The sequence below is a fragment of the Rubellimicrobium arenae genome, from assembly GCF_017916275.1.
Taxonomy (GTDB): Bacteria; Pseudomonadota; Alphaproteobacteria; order Rhodobacterales; family Rhodobacteraceae; genus Rubellimicrobium; species Rubellimicrobium arenae.
On record NZ_JAFMST010000009.1, the window covers coordinates 104,163 to 117,035 of the forward strand.

Below are 12,873 nucleotides of genomic sequence, written 5' to 3' on the forward strand. Positions count from 1 at the left end.
AGGTCGGCGCGCAGGGCGTGTGGACTGTTCTTGGTTTCGGAGACGACATGTTCCTTACCTCCTTCGTTGCGAGCTTCACCTCGGTGCAGAAGCGTCGCGCCGTCGCATCGACGGACGGGGGCCACCCCGATCTCGATGGGGCCCTGGAGGAACTGTTCGCCGTCTGGCCGCTCGACCCGGAGGAGGAGCGGGAGGTGAGGGCGCGCTACGCCGCGCCCCGCTGACGCCCGGCCTCAGATCGCCGACTTGCGGCTTTCCTCGATGTAGATCTCGCGCAGGCGCGCGGCGATGGCGCCGGGCTTGCCGCGTCCGATGTCCCGTCCGTCGATCCGCACCACCGGCATGACGAAGGTCGTGGCCGAGGTGATGAAGGCCTCGTCGGCGGCCAGCGCCTCGTCGAGGGTGAAGGGACGCTCCTCCACCTTCATCTGCGCCTCGCGGGCGAAGCGGAGGACGGCGGCGCGGGTGATGCCCGACAGGATCTGCGGCCCGAGGTCGCGGGTGACGATGGTGTCGCCCTTGACGATGTAGGCGTTGTTCGAGGTGCCTTCGGTGATGACGCCGTCCTCGATCATCCAGGCGTCGTCGGCGCCCTGCGCCTTGGCCATCATCTTGCCCATGGACGGATAAAGGAGCTGAACCGTCTTGATGTCCCGCCGCGCCCAGCGCTGGTCGGGGATGGACACGACGGTCATGCCGGTCCGGGCCAGGGGGCTGTCGGCGAGGCCGGGCTTGGACTGGGTGAAGAGCACCAGCGTCGGCGGCACCGAGGCGTCGGGGTAGACGAAATCGCGGTCGGCGGGCGCGCCGCGCGTGACCTGGAGGTAGATCATCCCGTCGGAGAGGTCGTTGCGGGCGACCAGCTCGCGGTGGATGGCGAGCAGCTCCTCGTCGGTGGCGGGCGAGGGCATGTCCAGTTCGGACAGCGAGCGGCGCAGGCGCGCGGTGTGGCCGTCGAAGTCCACGAGCTTGCCGCCGAGGACCGAGGTCACCTCGTAGACGGCGTCGGCCATCAGGAAGCCGCGGTCGAAGACGGACACCTTGGCCTCCCCCTCGGGCAGGTATTGGCCATTGACGTAGACGATGCGGCTCATGCTCACCCCCAGAGTTCCGCCGACGGCGGATGGACCCCCGCCTCGGAATAGTCGAGCGGACGGGGGCGGTCCTGAGCGAGAAGCAGCGGCCCGTCAAGGTCGGCCACGTCGCAGCCCTGCGCCACCAGCACGGCGGGCGCCATGGCGAGCGAGGTGCCCACCATGCAGCCGACCATCAGGCGGAAGCCCATGGCCTGCGCCGCCTCCCGCAGGGCCATCGCCTCGGTCAGGCCGCCGGTCTTGTCGAGCTTGATGTTGACGGCGTCGTAGCGGCCGCGCAGCGCGGGGAGCGAGGCGCGGTCGTGGCAGCTTTCGTCGGCGCAGACCGGCAGGGGGCGGGCCATGTGGGCCAGCGCCTCGTCCTGCCCGGCGGGGAGGGGCTGTTCCACCAGTTCGACGCCGAGGCGGAGGAGATGGGGCGCGAGGGCCGCGTAAAGCTCGGGCGTCCAGCCTTCGTTGGCGTCCACGATCAGGCGGGAGCGGGGCGCGCCGCGACGCACGGCCTCGAGGCGCGGCATGTCGGATTCGGTGCCGAGCTTGATCTTGAGGAGGGGCCGGTGGGCATGGAGGCGGGCCTGCGCCTCCATGGCCTCGGGGGCGTCGAGGGACAGGGTGAAGGCGGTGACGACCGGCTGCGGCGCGGGCAGGCCCCAAAGGTCCCAGACCCGCACGCCCGCCTGCTTGGCCGCGAGGTCCCAGAGCGCGCAGTCGGCGGCGTTGCGGGCGGCGCCGGGCGGCAGGAGATCGGAGAGGGTGGCAAGGCTCGCGTCCGGGGGCAGCGCGGCGATGGCCTGGGCCACGCCCTCCACCGTTTCGCCGTAGCGGGCGTAGGGGACGCATTCGCCCCGGCCCGTCGCGCCGTCGCGGGCCACGGTGGCCGTGACCACCCGCGCCTCGGTCTTGGAGCCCCGGCTGATGGTGAAGGCCTGGGCGAGGCGGAAGCTCTCGATGGCGGCGGCGAAGGACATGGGACCGGCTCCTCGGATGGCTGGTCCCTGTTATCCGGCGCAGGACGCGCGGACCAGCCGGGCGGCTCGGGATCGCGACCGGCCCCCTGCCCTTCCGGCGCGCGGTCGGCTAGATTGGGTCCATGGACCCCGCCCTCCTCCATGCGCGCGCCGCGCTCGACTGGCTTCTGGAGCTCGGCGCCGACGAGGCGATCGGGGAGGACCCGGTCAACCGCTACGACCTGGCGGCCCGCGCGCCGGCCCCGGCCCCCGCGGCGCCCGCCGCCCCGCCGATGTCCGCGCCGGCCGTGGCGACCGGCCCGGCCGACCCGGTGGCGACCGCGCGGGCGCTGGCGCGCGAGGCGCGGGACCTGGCCGCCCTGGCCGCCGCGATGGAGGGGTTCGACTGCGAGCTCAGGCCCGGGGCGCGGAGCTTCGTCTTCGCGGATGGCACGGCGGGGGCGCCGCTGATGGTCGTGGGCGAGGCGCCGGGGCGGGACGAGGACATCCAGGGCAAGCCCTTCGTGGGCGCGGCGGGGCAGCTTCTCGACAAGATGCTCGCGGCCATCGGGCGGGACCGGACGGACCCGGATCCGGCCCGCGCCGTCTACATCTCGAACGTGCTGCCCTGGCGCCCGCCGGGAAACCGACGCCCCGAAACGCCCGAGATCGACCGCTGGCGGCCCTTCCTGCAACGGCACATCGAACTGGCCGCGCCCAGGGTCGTGCTGATCATGGGCAATTCGCCCGCGATCGCGCTGCTGAACCGGGGCGGGATCACGCAGATCCGGGGCCAGTGGACCGAGGCCGTGGGCCGTCCGGCGCTGCCGTCCTTCCACCCGAGTTATCTCCTGCGGAACCCGCCCGCCAAGCGCGAGGCCTGGGCGGACCTCCTGTCGCTTCATGCGCGGCTGCGCGCCCTGCCCTAAGGATCCCGGATGTCCCGCATCGACGAATCACGTCCCTTCCACCCCGTGCGGATCGCCCTGCTCACCGTGTCGGACACCCGGACGCCCGGCACCGATCGGTCCGGCGACACCCTGGCCGAGCGGATCGCCGGGGCCGGGCACGTCCTGGCCGCCCGCGCGATCCTGCCCGACGAGCGGGGGCAGATCGCGGGGCAGCTGCGCCACTGGATCGAGGACCCGGACATCGACGTGGTGATCTCGACGGGGGGCACCGGGCTCACCGGGCGGGACGTGACCGTCGAGGCCCACCGGGATGTCTACGAGAAGGAGATCGAGGCCTTCGGGACGATCTTCGCGCTGGTCAGCTACGAGACCATCGGCACCAGCGCGGTGCAAAGCCGCGCCACCGGGGGCGTGGCGAACGGGACCTACCTGTTCGCGCTGCCCGGCAGCCCGGGCGCCTGCCGCGACGCCTGGGACCGCATCCTGAAGCTCCAGCTCGACAGCCGGCACATGCCCTGCAACTTCGTGGAGATCATGCCCCGGCTGGGCGAGGGCCGCCCCGGCTGAGCCCTAGCCCGCCTGGCAGCCCCGGATGTCCACCGCCTGCCCGTCGCCCAGGACGGTGATCCGCAGGGCGGACCGGTCGATGGCGAGCGGCCCGCCATTGCGCGCCAGCGCCTCGGCGGTGGCCACGAGGGTCCCGCCCTGCCGTTCGGCGGCGGCTTCGGAGACCCAGAGCCCGGGATCGCTCGATTCGATGACCACGGCCTCGTCGGGGCCGAGCGGCGGCAGGGCCAGATGCACCGTGAGCCCCAGGCCGTCACTTTCGGGCGCGACGGCGCAGGTGGCCTGCGCGCCCGCCTCCTCGGAGGTCAGCGGCTGGTCCACGAGAGCCGCCGCGATGGCCGGGTCGCGCCGTCCGCCGTCGGGCAGGTCGGCGGCGAAGCTGAGGCGGACGGGGACGCAGATCTCGTCGCAGACGCCGATCTCGATCTCTCCGGCGAGGTGGACCGGCCCCTTGGCGGGATCGAGCGCGAGGTCGATGGGGATGGTCACGGAGTCGTGGTAGCCGATGGACCGCATTCCGTTGAAATGGAACACCTCGGGAATGGGCCAGCGTGGCTCGGCGGCGGCGATCCCGGTGGACTGGCCGAAGTCGAGGATCGGGGCGAGCCCCGCCGCGCCGGGCGCGCGCCAGTAGGTCTTCCAGCCGGGCGCGAGGGTGAGGCGCAGCGCGGCCATGTGGTGCCCCGACTCGGTGCGCCAGCCCGGCAGCACCTGGAGCTGCACGAGATCGGCGGGGAGCTCCTCCGCCAGGGCGGGGGAGGCGGACAGGAGGGCCAGGGCGGGAAGGATCAGGGAAAGGCGCATGACCCTGTCATCACCGACGGGCGCGCCGGAACAAAGTCACCTTCGCGCGAACGCGGGCCCCGGGCCCGGGTCCATCGCGCGGGCGTGCCCGGTCCGCGACAGGTCCGTGATCGGCGCCGCCCTTGATCCCCCCTCCCCCGCGCCCCATCATGGATCCCATGGACACATCCAATTTCCTGGCCGGGAAGCTCCTGATCGCCATGCCCGCCATGGGCGACCCCCGCTTCGAGCGGAGCGTCGTCTACCTTTGCGCGCACGGCGAGGACGGGGCCATGGGCATCATCGTCAACAAGCCGGTGACCGAGCTGCGCTTTGCCGACCTGCTGGAGCAGCTGGGCATCCCCCGGCCCGAGAAGGGCGTCCGCGACACCCGCGTGCATTTCGGCGGCCCGGTCGAGGGCGGGCGCGGCTTCGTGCTGCATTCCTCGGACTACGAATCCGAAGGCGGCACGATGCGGATCGACGACGAGGTGTCCATGACCGCCACGCTCGACATCCTCCGCAAGATCGCGGCGGGGGACGGGCCCAAGTCGTCCATGCTGGCGCTGGGCTATGCGGGCTGGGGTCCGGGGCAACTGGAGCAGGAGATCGCGCAGAACGCCTGGCTGACCGGCCCCGCGCGGAGCGAGATCCTGTTCGGCCGCGCCAACGAGCACAAGTGGAACGCCGCGCTCAAGGCCATCGGCGTGGACCCGCAGGGACTGTCGTCCAGCGCCGGGCACGCCTGAGGCGCATCCGGCCCCCCCGGGCATCCCGCGGCAGGAGGCTAGGCCCCCTGCGCGACGATGGCCCGCAGGATCGCCAGCGCGCTTTCGCTCGACCAGTCGGCCTCGCCCTGGAGGCGGGCGATCTCCTGCCCCTCGCGGTCGAGGATCACGGTGATGGGCAGGCCCAGGACGCCCATCTCGCGGGCGAGGCTCTGGTTCGGGTCGCGCCAGAGCGGCAGGTTCGCGGCGCCCGCCTCCTCCATGAACGTCTGCTGCTCCAGGGGGTCGTTGCGCCCGGTCGCGATGGTGGCCACGCGCACGCCTTCGTCGCCCAGCTCCTCCTGCAGCTTGGCCAGGGTCGGCATCTCCTCGCGGCAGGGGGCGCACCAGGTGGCCCAGAAGTTCACCACCACGACCTCTCCCTTGAGGTCCTGGAGCGTCATCTCGGCCCCGCCATCCCCTTCGAAGGGCGCGGAGGACACCTCGGCCGGCACCTCGAGGAGGGCGAGCTTGCGCATGTCCCCGTCCTGCAGGGCGGCGAGGTCCTGGGCCGGCGCGGCGTTTGCGGCGAGCAGCGCCCCCGTGTAGAGAACCGCGACAAGCTTACGCATGGATACCTCCAGAGGACGCATGGCCGAGAAAACCGCAAACGCGATGTGGGGCGGGCGCTTCGCCTCCGGACCGGACGCCATCATGGAGGCGATCAACGCCTCCATCGGCTTCGACCAGCGGCTCGCCGCCCAGGACATCGCGGGCTCGCGGGCCCATGCGGCGATGCTCGCTGCGGTGGGCATCCTGACTGATAGTGACGCGCAGGCGATCCGGGAAGGGCTCCTCACCGTTCTGTCAGAGATCGAGGCGGGACGGTTCCAGTTCTCGACCGCGCTGGAGGACATCCACATGAACGTGGAGTCCCGCCTGGGCGAGCTGATCGGCGAGCCCGCCAAGCGGCTCCACACGGCGCGGAGCCGGAACGACCAGGTGGCGGTGGACTTCCGGCTCTGGGTCCGCGACCAGTGCGACGCGGCGGACGGGGCGCTGGCGGCGCTCCAGCGCGCGCTGCTGGGACAGGCGGAGGCGGGCGCGGACTGGGTGATGCCGGGCTTCACGCACCTGCAATCCGCCCAGCCGGTGACCTGGGGCCACCACATGATGGCCTATGTGGAGATGCTGAACCGCGACCGGGGCCGCTTTGCCGACGCGCGCCGGCGGATGAACGAAAGCCCGCTGGGCGCGGCGGCGCTCGCGGGGACGTCCTTCCCCATCGACCGCGCGATGACCGCGCGGGAGTTGGGCTTCGACCGGCCCATGGCGAACAGCCTGGACGCGGTGTCGGACCGCGACTTCGCGCTCGAGTTCCTGGGCGCGGCCAGCATCTGCGCCATGCACCTGAGCCGCCTCGCCGAGGAGCTGGTGATCTGGTCCACGGCGCAGTTCCGCTTCGTCCGGCTGTCGGACCGCTTCTCGACCGGGTCCTCGATCATGCCGCAGAAGCGCAACCCGGATGCCGCGGAGCTGGTGCGCGCCAAGACGGGGCGCGTCTTCGGGGCCTCGGTGGCGCTGCTGACGATCATGAAGGGGCTGCCGCTGGCCTATTCCAAGGACATGCAGGAGGACAAGGAGCAGGTCTTCGACGCGGCGGATTCGCTGATGCTGGCGCTGGCCGCGACCACCGGCATGATGGAGGACCTGCAGGCCAGCCCCGAGCGGATGCGCGCGGCGGCGGGCGCGGGCTTCGCCACGGCGACGGACCTCGCCGACTGGCTGGTGCGCGCCAAGGGAATGCCCTTCCGCGAGGCGCATCACGTCACCGGCGCGCTGGTCGCCAAGGCCGAAGCGAAGGGCGGCGATCTGCCCGATCTGTCCCTGCCGGAGATGCAGGAGATCCACGGCGGCATCACCGAGGATGTCTTCGCCGTTCTGGGCGTGGACAACTCTGTCCGCAGCCGCATCTCCTATGGTGGCACCTCGCCCGTCCGGGTGAGGGAGCAGATCGCCCGCTGGACGGAGCTTCTGGGATGAAACTCGCGGTCTTCCTGGCCTTGATGACCCTGCTGGCCCTGACCGCCTGCGGAGCCGACGGGCCGCCCGCCCGGCCCAGCGCGGGGGTGGGCGTCGGCATCGGCACGGGCGGCGTGTCGGCCGGGGGCGGCGTCGGGCTTTCGAACGGGACGGTGTCGGTCGGGATCGGCCTCTGACGACCCTGCGACCGGGGCCTCGCGGCGCTTTCGCCGGGGCCTCGTCCGGTCTAAGAGGGCGCCCCAAAGGAGACGCCCCATGGATCATTTCATCAGCCGCGACGGAGAGCTCTGGGCCGAGGACGTGCCGCTGTCCGAGATCGCGGCGGCCGTGGGCACGCCGGTCTATGTCTATTCCTCGGCCACGCTGCTGCGGCACCTCAGGCTCTTCGACGAGGCCCTGGCGGGGATGCCGCACCTCGTGTGCTTTGCGGTGAAGGCGCTGTCCAACGTCGCCGTCCTCAAGCTTCTGGGCGAGGAAGGGGCGGGCATGGACGTGGTCTCCGAGGGCGAGTACCGCCGCGCCCGGGCGGCGGGCGTGCCGGGCGAGCGGATCGTGTTCTCGGGCGTGGGCAAGACGCGGGGCGAGATGCGGACGGCGCTGATCGGCGGCATCCGGCAGTTCAACCTGGAATCCGAGCCCGAGATGCGGGCCCTGAGCGAGGTCGCGACCGCGCTGGGCGTCGTCGCGCCGGTCACGATCCGGGTGAACCCCGACGTGGACGCCCGGACCCATGCCAAGATCGCCACCGGCAAGAGCGAGAACAAGTTCGGCATCCCGCTAGCCAAGGCCCGCGAGGCCTACCGGGAGGCCGCCTCCCTGCCCGGCCTGCGCGTGGTCGGCATCGACGTCCACATCGGCTCGCAGCTCACCGACCTCGCGCCGTTCGAGGCGGCCTACCGCAAGGTCGCGGACCTGACCGCCGTTCTGCGGGCGGACGGGCACGCCATCGAGCGGCTGGACCTGGGCGGCGGGCTGGGCATCCCCTACACCCGGTCGAACGAGGTGCCGCCCCTGCCCTCGGACTACGGCGAGGTGATCCGGCGGACCCTGGGCCACCTGGGCTGCGAGATCGAGATCGAGCCCGGGCGGCTGATCGCCGGGAACGCCGGTGTTCTTCTGTCCCGCGTGGTCTATGTGAAGGAAGGCGAAGGACGCGACTTCCTGATCGTGGATGCGGCGATGAACGACCTCGTGCGGCCAGCCATGTACGACGCGCACCACGACATCGTCCCGGTGCGCGACCCGGCCCCGGGCGTGGACGGGCACCGCTTCGACGTGGTGGGCCCCGTCTGCGAGACCGGCGACACCTTTGCGCGCGGGCGGGACCTGCCCGGCCTGAAGGAGGGCGACCTCGTGGCCTTCCGGTCGGCCGGGGCCTACGGCGCCGTGATGTCGAGCGAATACAACTCGCGGCCCCTCGTGCCCGAGGTGCTGGTCCAGAACGATCAATTCGCGGTTATCCGCCCGCGGCCCAGCTATGAAGAGATGATCGGCAAGGATAGCATTCCCGCATGGCTGTGACGCCCCAGGCAGGCCCACCGAGCACTCGACCTGACCGGGGTTCCGCCCCGGACCTGCCGCCGCATCTCCGGCGGCCCGTGCGGCTGGCCCGCTTCGGGCTCACGGCCGAGCGGCTGGCGCGGGCCTTCTGGCCGCTGTGGACCGTGCTGGCGCTGGTCGCGGCGCTGCTCACCACCGGCTGGCAGGACGAACTCCCTCTCGAGGTGGTCTGGGGCGCATCGGTGGTCCTGGCGCTGGGCGCGGGCGCGGCCCTGGCCTGGGGGCTCTGGAAGTTCCGGGTGCCCTCGCGGGCCGAGGCGGTGGAACGGCTCGATGCGACCATGCCGGGGCGTCCGCTGTCGGCCCTGCGCGACGCGCAGGCGGTGGGCGCCGACGACCCCGCCTCCCGCGCGGTCTGGGAGGCGCATCTGGCCCGGATGGCCCGGCGGGCGCGCGACGCCAGGGCGCCCTCGCCCGATCTCAGGCTGGCCGCGCGCGACCCCTATGGGCTGCGCTACGTCGCGGCGATCCTGCTGGCGGCGGGGCTTCTCTTCGGGTCGGCCTGGCGCGCGACCGAGGTGCCGGGCCTGGGAACCGGCGGCGTCGGGCAGGACCTGGCGCAGGGCCCCGTCTGGGAGGGCTGGATCGCCCCGCCGGCCTACACCGGCAAGCCGCAGCTTTATCTGGCGGACCTGCCGCCCGGCCCGCTCGAGGTGCCCAAGGGGAGCCGCGTGACCATCCGCCTTTACGGCGAGGTCGGGGCCCTGGCCCTCAACGAGACGGTCTCGGGGCGCACGGGCGAGGTGGAAAGCGCCACCGCCGCCGAGCATGCCTTCGAGGTGGTCCAGCCGGGCCGCCTCCAGATCGAGGGCAACGGCGGGGCGGAGTGGGATGTCCGGCTGCTGCCCGATGCCCTCCCCACGGTCGAGCTGTCCGGCCCCGTGGAGGCCGACGCCATGGGCGAGATGGCCCAGCCCTTCCATGCGGCGGACGACTACGGCGTGACCGCAGGCACGGCGACGGTGACCGTGGACCTCGCCTCGGTCGAGCGGCGGCACGGGCTTGCCACCGATCCCGACCCGCGCGAGCCGCTGGTGCTGGACCTGCCGATGCCCTTTGCCGGCGACCGCGCCGACTTCGAGGAACGGCTGGTCGAGAACCTGTCCGAGCATCCCTTCGCCAACCTGCCCGTGACCCTGACCATGACCGTCACCGACGCCGCGGGCCAGCAGGCCAGCACCGAGCCGCAGGCGATGACCCTGCCGGGCCGGCGCTTCTTCCAGCCGGTGGCCCGCGCCGTCATCGAGCAGCGGCGCGACCTGCTGTGGTCCAGGGACAACGCGCGCCGGGTGGTCCAGCTTCTCCGCGCCATCGCCAACCATCCCGAGGCGCTGTTTCCGGACCGCGCCATCTACCTGCGCCTGAGCTACACGATCCGCCGGCTCGATGCGCTGGCCGATGCCGGGACCATGACCGCCGAGGACCAGGACGAGGTCGCCAAGGCGCTCTGGGACCTGGCGGTGCAGCTCGAGGACGGCACGCTCCGCGACGCGCGCGAGCGGCTGGAGCGGGCGCAGGAGCGGCTGGCCGAGGCCATGCGCAACGGCGCCTCGCAGGAGGAGATCGCCGAGCTGATGCAGGAGCTGCGCGAGGCGACGCAGGACTACCTCGACATGCTGGCGCAGAACGCGCAGCCGCAGGAGGGTCAGGGCACGGACGAGCCCCAGACCTCGGAGAACCAGAACCAGGAGGTCACGCAGGACCAGATCCAGGCGCTCATGGACCGCATCCAGGAGCTGATGGAGCAGGGCCGCATGGCCGAGGCCCAGCAGCTCATGGAGCAGCTCAACCAGCTCATGCAGAACCTCCAGGTCACGCAGGGCGAGGGGCAGGGCAACGGACCGCGTTCGCCGGGGCAGCAGTCGATGCAGGATCTCCAGGAGTCGCTGCGCGACCAGCAGGACCTGTCCGACGAGGCGTTCCGCGACCTTCAGGACCAGTTCAACCAGGGCCAGCAAGGCCAGCAGGAGGAACAGGGGCAGCAGGGGCAGCAGGGCCAACAAGGCCAGCAAGGTCGGCAGGGCCAGCAGCCGGGCCAAGGCCAGGGCGGGCAAGGCCAGCCGGGCCAGGAGTCCCAACAGGGCCAGGGCCAGGGCAGCGATGGCCAGAGCCTGGCCGATCGGCAGCAGGCCCTGCGCGACGAGATCGGCCGCCAGCGCGGCAACCTCCCGGGCCTGACCGGCGACGCCGCCGAGGCGGCCCGGCGGGCGCTGGAGCGGGCCGAGGGCGCCATGGACGGGGCCGAGGACGCGCTGCGCGACGGCGACCTGGGCGAGGCGCTCGACCAGCAGGCCGAGGCGATGGACGCGCTGCGCGAGGGGATGCGGAACCTTGGACAGGCACTGGCCGAGAATGGCCGGACCGACCAGGACCCGAACCAGCTGGCCGGCCAGGGCGAGGAGCAGGGCGGCCGCCCGGTGCCGGGCCGCCGCGATCCCCTGGGCCGCCAGCTCGGCGAGGGGGGCGACTATGGAACGGACGACCAGATGACCGACGGCGAGGACGTGTATCGCCGCGCCGAGGAGCTTCTGGCCGAGATCCGCCGCCGCGCCGCCGAGCAGGAGCGCCCGAAGGTCGAGCTCGACTACCTCAAGCGCCTGCTGGAACGGTTCTGACGCGGGCCCGTGCCCCTCAGGGGGCGGGGGATTCCGCCGCGCGGGACGGCATCGCGCGTCCGGCCTGCCGGTCCAGCCAGTCGCGTCCGCGATCCACCGCGGCGACATAGGACCCAAGCGCCTGGGCCATCGCCGGCATCGCCGCGGAAAGGCCGGGCGCCGCCGCATAGACGCCGGCCAGGATCGCCAGCGCCAGGAGGCTCACGGCGAAGCCCGCGGCAAAGCCCGACCGACGCGCCGGGCCTGCGCCGCCACGGGCGTCGGGCCGATCGAGCGTCGACCGCAGGGTGAAGTTGATCTTATCCGGGTCGACCTCGGATTCGCTGCGGCGGAGCGGCCGGGCCGGCACCTCCCGGATGAGGGTCGGACGGGGTGGCCCCGGATCCGCGGGCGACGCCGCCTGCGACACCGGGAGCGAGGGCGGGACCGGAGGGGGCGCCTGAAGGGCCGCGGTCGGATCGGGAACGGGGATTGCCTGGCGCGCGGCCTCCTCGGCCCGGGCCTTGGCTTCGGCGGCCGCCTCGGCGCGGAGGATCTGGGCGACGTCCGAGCTCACGCTGGAATGCGGCAGCCCCCCGGGCTGGGGCAGCGGCGTGGCCTCGAGCTCGGCCAGGTCGTCCGCCTCCTCGTCGTCGTCCTCGACCTGCGGCACGAGATCGAGCGGGTCGGGGTCGGCGGCGGCCGTGTCCGGCCGCTGGAACCAGGTGTGGCCGCAGGCGGAGCAGAGGACGTCGCGGCCCACCGCGGGGATCGCGTCCGCCGGCACCTCGTATTCCGCGCCGCAATTGGGACAGGTGATCCGCATGGTGGGGTTCCTCAGGTGACGCCCACCAGACTAGCGGGACCGCCCGGCCGCGCCAAGGCGCGCGGGAGCGTGCATTGAAACCCCCGGCAAGCTGCGGCAGAAGGGCCCGCGGGGCGTGGACGGGCCCCGGCAGGGGGCGCCCGGTGATCGAGTTTGACGGCGTGGGGTACGGATACGACGGGCGGACGCTGTTCTCGGGCCTGTCGATGTCGCTCGCGCCCGGGGCGTTCCATTTCCTGACAGGGCCTTCGGGGGCCGGCAAGACGACGCTGCTGAAGCTCTGCTACGCCGAGCTGACCGCCACGCAGGGGCGCGTGTCGCTGTGGGGACGGGACGCGTCCGCGATGGACCGGGATGCCGTGGCCCTGGCTCGGCGGCGCATCGGGGTCGTGCACCAGGACTGCCAGTTCCTCGACCACCTTCCCGTGGCCGAGAACATACTGTTGCCGCTCACGGTGGCCGGCCGGCAGGCCGAGGGCGAGGGCAACCTCCGCGAGCTCCTCGCCTGGGTCGGGCTCAGCCGGCAGGCCGTCCAGCGCCCGCCCGAGCTGTCCGGCGGCGAGCGGCAGCGGGCCGCCCTCGCCCGCGCGGTCATCACGTCGCCCGACGTGATCCTGGCCGACGAGCCGACGGGAAACCTCGACTGGGAGATGTCGCAGCGCCTTCTCACCCTGCTGGTGGAGCTGAACCGGATGGGCAAGGCGGTGCTGATCGCGACCCACGACCTGAACCTCATCCGCGCCTCGAAGTCGATGGTCCCGGCGCGGATCCTCCGCCTGCGCGACGGCCGCCTCCAGCAGGCGGGGGCCGACCTGTGAGGCCGCAGATCACCCCGGTCCTG

14 protein-coding genes are annotated in these 12,873 nt (G+C 72.7%); 9 read left to right on the top strand and 5 right to left on the bottom strand.

Annotated elements, in window-relative coordinates; translation table 11 throughout:
• Positions 1–47: 47 nt before the first annotated feature.
• Positions 48–224 carry a hypothetical protein gene (locus J3P31_RS15575; protein WP_210529407.1) on the top strand — a complete coding sequence of 59 codons (177 nt, stop codon included), beginning with the start codon at positions 48–50 and terminating at the stop codon, positions 222–224.
• A gap of 9 nt (positions 225–233) precedes the next feature.
• Here J3P31_RS15575 and J3P31_RS15580 read toward each other — a convergent pair whose 3' ends face one another.
• Together J3P31_RS15580 and dgcA are read right to left on the bottom strand one after the other, a co-directional pair.
• On the bottom strand, positions 234–1,094 hold the full coding sequence (locus J3P31_RS15580) for a D-amino-acid transaminase (RefSeq protein ID WP_210529408.1): 861 nt from the start codon (positions 1,092–1,094) through the stop codon (positions 234–236).
• Between the two features lie 2 nt (positions 1,095–1,096).
• Positions 1,097–2,062 carry an N-acetyl-D-Glu racemase DgcA gene (gene dgcA, locus J3P31_RS15585; RefSeq protein ID WP_210529409.1) on the bottom strand — a complete coding sequence of 322 codons (966 nt, stop codon included), beginning with the start codon at positions 2,060–2,062 and terminating at the stop codon, positions 1,097–1,099.
• Between the two features lie 122 nt (positions 2,063–2,184).
• Here dgcA and J3P31_RS15590 point away from each other — a divergent pair, with 122 nt between their 5' ends.
• Positions 2,185–2,970, top strand: a complete 786-nt coding sequence (locus J3P31_RS15590; RefSeq protein ID WP_210529410.1) for a uracil-DNA glycosylase — start codon at positions 2,185–2,187, stop codon at positions 2,968–2,970.
• Between the two features lie 9 nt (positions 2,971–2,979).
• The gene (gene moaB / locus J3P31_RS15595; RefSeq protein ID WP_210529411.1) at positions 2,980–3,519 is read left to right on the top strand and encodes a molybdenum cofactor biosynthesis protein B; all 540 of its coding nucleotides are present in this window, start codon (positions 2,980–2,982) and stop codon (positions 3,517–3,519) included.
• Positions 3,520–3,522: 3 nt separating this feature from the next.
• On the opposite strand, the gene J3P31_RS15600 is transcribed toward moaB, so the two are convergent.
• Positions 3,523–4,323 carry a protein-disulfide reductase DsbD domain-containing protein gene (locus J3P31_RS15600; RefSeq protein ID WP_210529412.1) on the bottom strand — a complete coding sequence of 267 codons (801 nt, stop codon included), beginning with the start codon at positions 4,321–4,323 and terminating at the stop codon, positions 3,523–3,525.
• A 158-nt stretch (positions 4,324–4,481) separates the two neighbouring features.
• Here J3P31_RS15600 and J3P31_RS15605 point away from each other — a divergent pair, with 158 nt between their 5' ends.
• Complete coding sequence (locus J3P31_RS15605) at positions 4,482–5,051, top strand: YqgE/AlgH family protein (protein ID WP_246849556.1); 570 nt, start codon at positions 4,482–4,484, stop codon at positions 5,049–5,051.
• A 38-nt stretch (positions 5,052–5,089) separates the two neighbouring features.
• On the opposite strand, the gene J3P31_RS15610 is transcribed toward J3P31_RS15605, so the two are convergent.
• Positions 5,090–5,641, bottom strand: a complete 552-nt coding sequence (locus tag J3P31_RS15610; RefSeq protein ID WP_210529413.1) for a TlpA disulfide reductase family protein — start codon at positions 5,639–5,641, stop codon at positions 5,090–5,092.
• Between the two features lie 19 nt (positions 5,642–5,660).
• Between J3P31_RS15610 and argH the strand changes: the two genes are divergently transcribed.
• The 4 genes from argH (at position 5,661) to J3P31_RS15630 (ending at position 11,227) form a co-directional block, all read left to right on the top strand.
• A complete protein-coding gene (gene argH / locus J3P31_RS15615; RefSeq protein WP_210529414.1) occupies positions 5,661–7,052 on the top strand; it encodes an argininosuccinate lyase in 1,392 nt (463 codons plus the stop codon).
• The gene (locus tag J3P31_RS15620; RefSeq protein ID WP_210529415.1) at positions 7,049–7,228 is read left to right on the top strand and encodes a hypothetical protein; all 180 of its coding nucleotides are present in this window, start codon (positions 7,049–7,051) and stop codon (positions 7,226–7,228) included. The genes argH and J3P31_RS15620 overlap by 4 nt, the downstream gene beginning before the upstream one ends.
• A gap of 79 nt (positions 7,229–7,307) precedes the next feature.
• The gene (lysA, locus tag J3P31_RS15625) at positions 7,308–8,573 is read left to right on the top strand and encodes a diaminopimelate decarboxylase (protein WP_210529416.1); all 1,266 of its coding nucleotides are present in this window, start codon (positions 7,308–7,310) and stop codon (positions 8,571–8,573) included.
• Positions 8,564–11,227, top strand: a complete 2,664-nt coding sequence (locus J3P31_RS15630; RefSeq protein WP_210529417.1) for a TIGR02302 family protein — start codon at positions 8,564–8,566, stop codon at positions 11,225–11,227. Before lysA ends, J3P31_RS15630 begins: the two co-directional genes overlap by 10 nt.
• Before the next feature lie 16 nt (positions 11,228–11,243).
• Here the strand turns inward: J3P31_RS15630 and J3P31_RS15635 are convergent, their stop codons facing one another.
• Positions 11,244–12,032, bottom strand: a complete 789-nt coding sequence (locus J3P31_RS15635; RefSeq protein ID WP_210529418.1) for a zinc-ribbon domain-containing protein — start codon at positions 12,030–12,032, stop codon at positions 11,244–11,246.
• A gap of 143 nt (positions 12,033–12,175) precedes the next feature.
• On the opposite strand from J3P31_RS15635, the gene J3P31_RS15640 reads away from it, so the two are divergent.
• The gene (locus J3P31_RS15640) at positions 12,176–12,850 is read left to right on the top strand and encodes a cell division ATP-binding protein FtsE (RefSeq protein WP_368373091.1); all 675 of its coding nucleotides are present in this window, start codon (positions 12,176–12,178) and stop codon (positions 12,848–12,850) included.
• The last annotated feature ends 23 nt before the right edge of the window (positions 12,851–12,873 follow it).

Excerpts from the sequence above, each read along its gene's own strand:
- J3P31_RS15575 (WP_210529407.1), top strand. The coding sequence starts at position 48 with ATGTTCCTTACCTCCTTCGTTGCGAGCTTCACCTCGGTGCAGAAGCGT.
- J3P31_RS15580 (WP_210529408.1), bottom strand. The coding sequence starts at position 1,094 with ATGAGCCGCATCGTCTACGTCAATGGCCAATACCTGCCCGAGGGGGAG.
- dgcA (WP_210529409.1), bottom strand. The coding sequence starts at position 2,062 with ATGTCCTTCGCCGCCGCCATCGAGAGCTTCCGCCTCGCCCAGGCCTTC.
- J3P31_RS15590 (WP_210529410.1), top strand. The coding sequence starts at position 2,185 with ATGGACCCCGCCCTCCTCCATGCGCGCGCCGCGCTCGACTGGCTTCTG.
- moaB (WP_210529411.1), top strand. The coding sequence starts at position 2,980 with ATGTCCCGCATCGACGAATCACGTCCCTTCCACCCCGTGCGGATCGCC.
- J3P31_RS15600 (WP_210529412.1), bottom strand. The coding sequence starts at position 4,323 with ATGCGCCTTTCCCTGATCCTTCCCGCCCTGGCCCTCCTGTCCGCCTCC.
- J3P31_RS15605 (WP_246849556.1), top strand. The coding sequence starts at position 4,482 with ATGGACACATCCAATTTCCTGGCCGGGAAGCTCCTGATCGCCATGCCC.
- J3P31_RS15610 (WP_210529413.1), bottom strand. The coding sequence starts at position 5,641 with ATGCGTAAGCTTGTCGCGGTTCTCTACACGGGGGCGCTGCTCGCCGCA.
- argH (WP_210529414.1), top strand. The coding sequence starts at position 5,661 with ATGGCCGAGAAAACCGCAAACGCGATGTGGGGCGGGCGCTTCGCCTCC.
- J3P31_RS15620 (WP_210529415.1), top strand. The coding sequence starts at position 7,049 with ATGAAACTCGCGGTCTTCCTGGCCTTGATGACCCTGCTGGCCCTGACC.
- lysA (WP_210529416.1), top strand. The coding sequence starts at position 7,308 with ATGGATCATTTCATCAGCCGCGACGGAGAGCTCTGGGCCGAGGACGTG.
- J3P31_RS15630 (WP_210529417.1), top strand. The coding sequence starts at position 8,564 with ATGGCTGTGACGCCCCAGGCAGGCCCACCGAGCACTCGACCTGACCGG.
- J3P31_RS15635 (WP_210529418.1), bottom strand. The coding sequence starts at position 12,032 with ATGCGGATCACCTGTCCCAATTGCGGCGCGGAATACGAGGTGCCGGCG.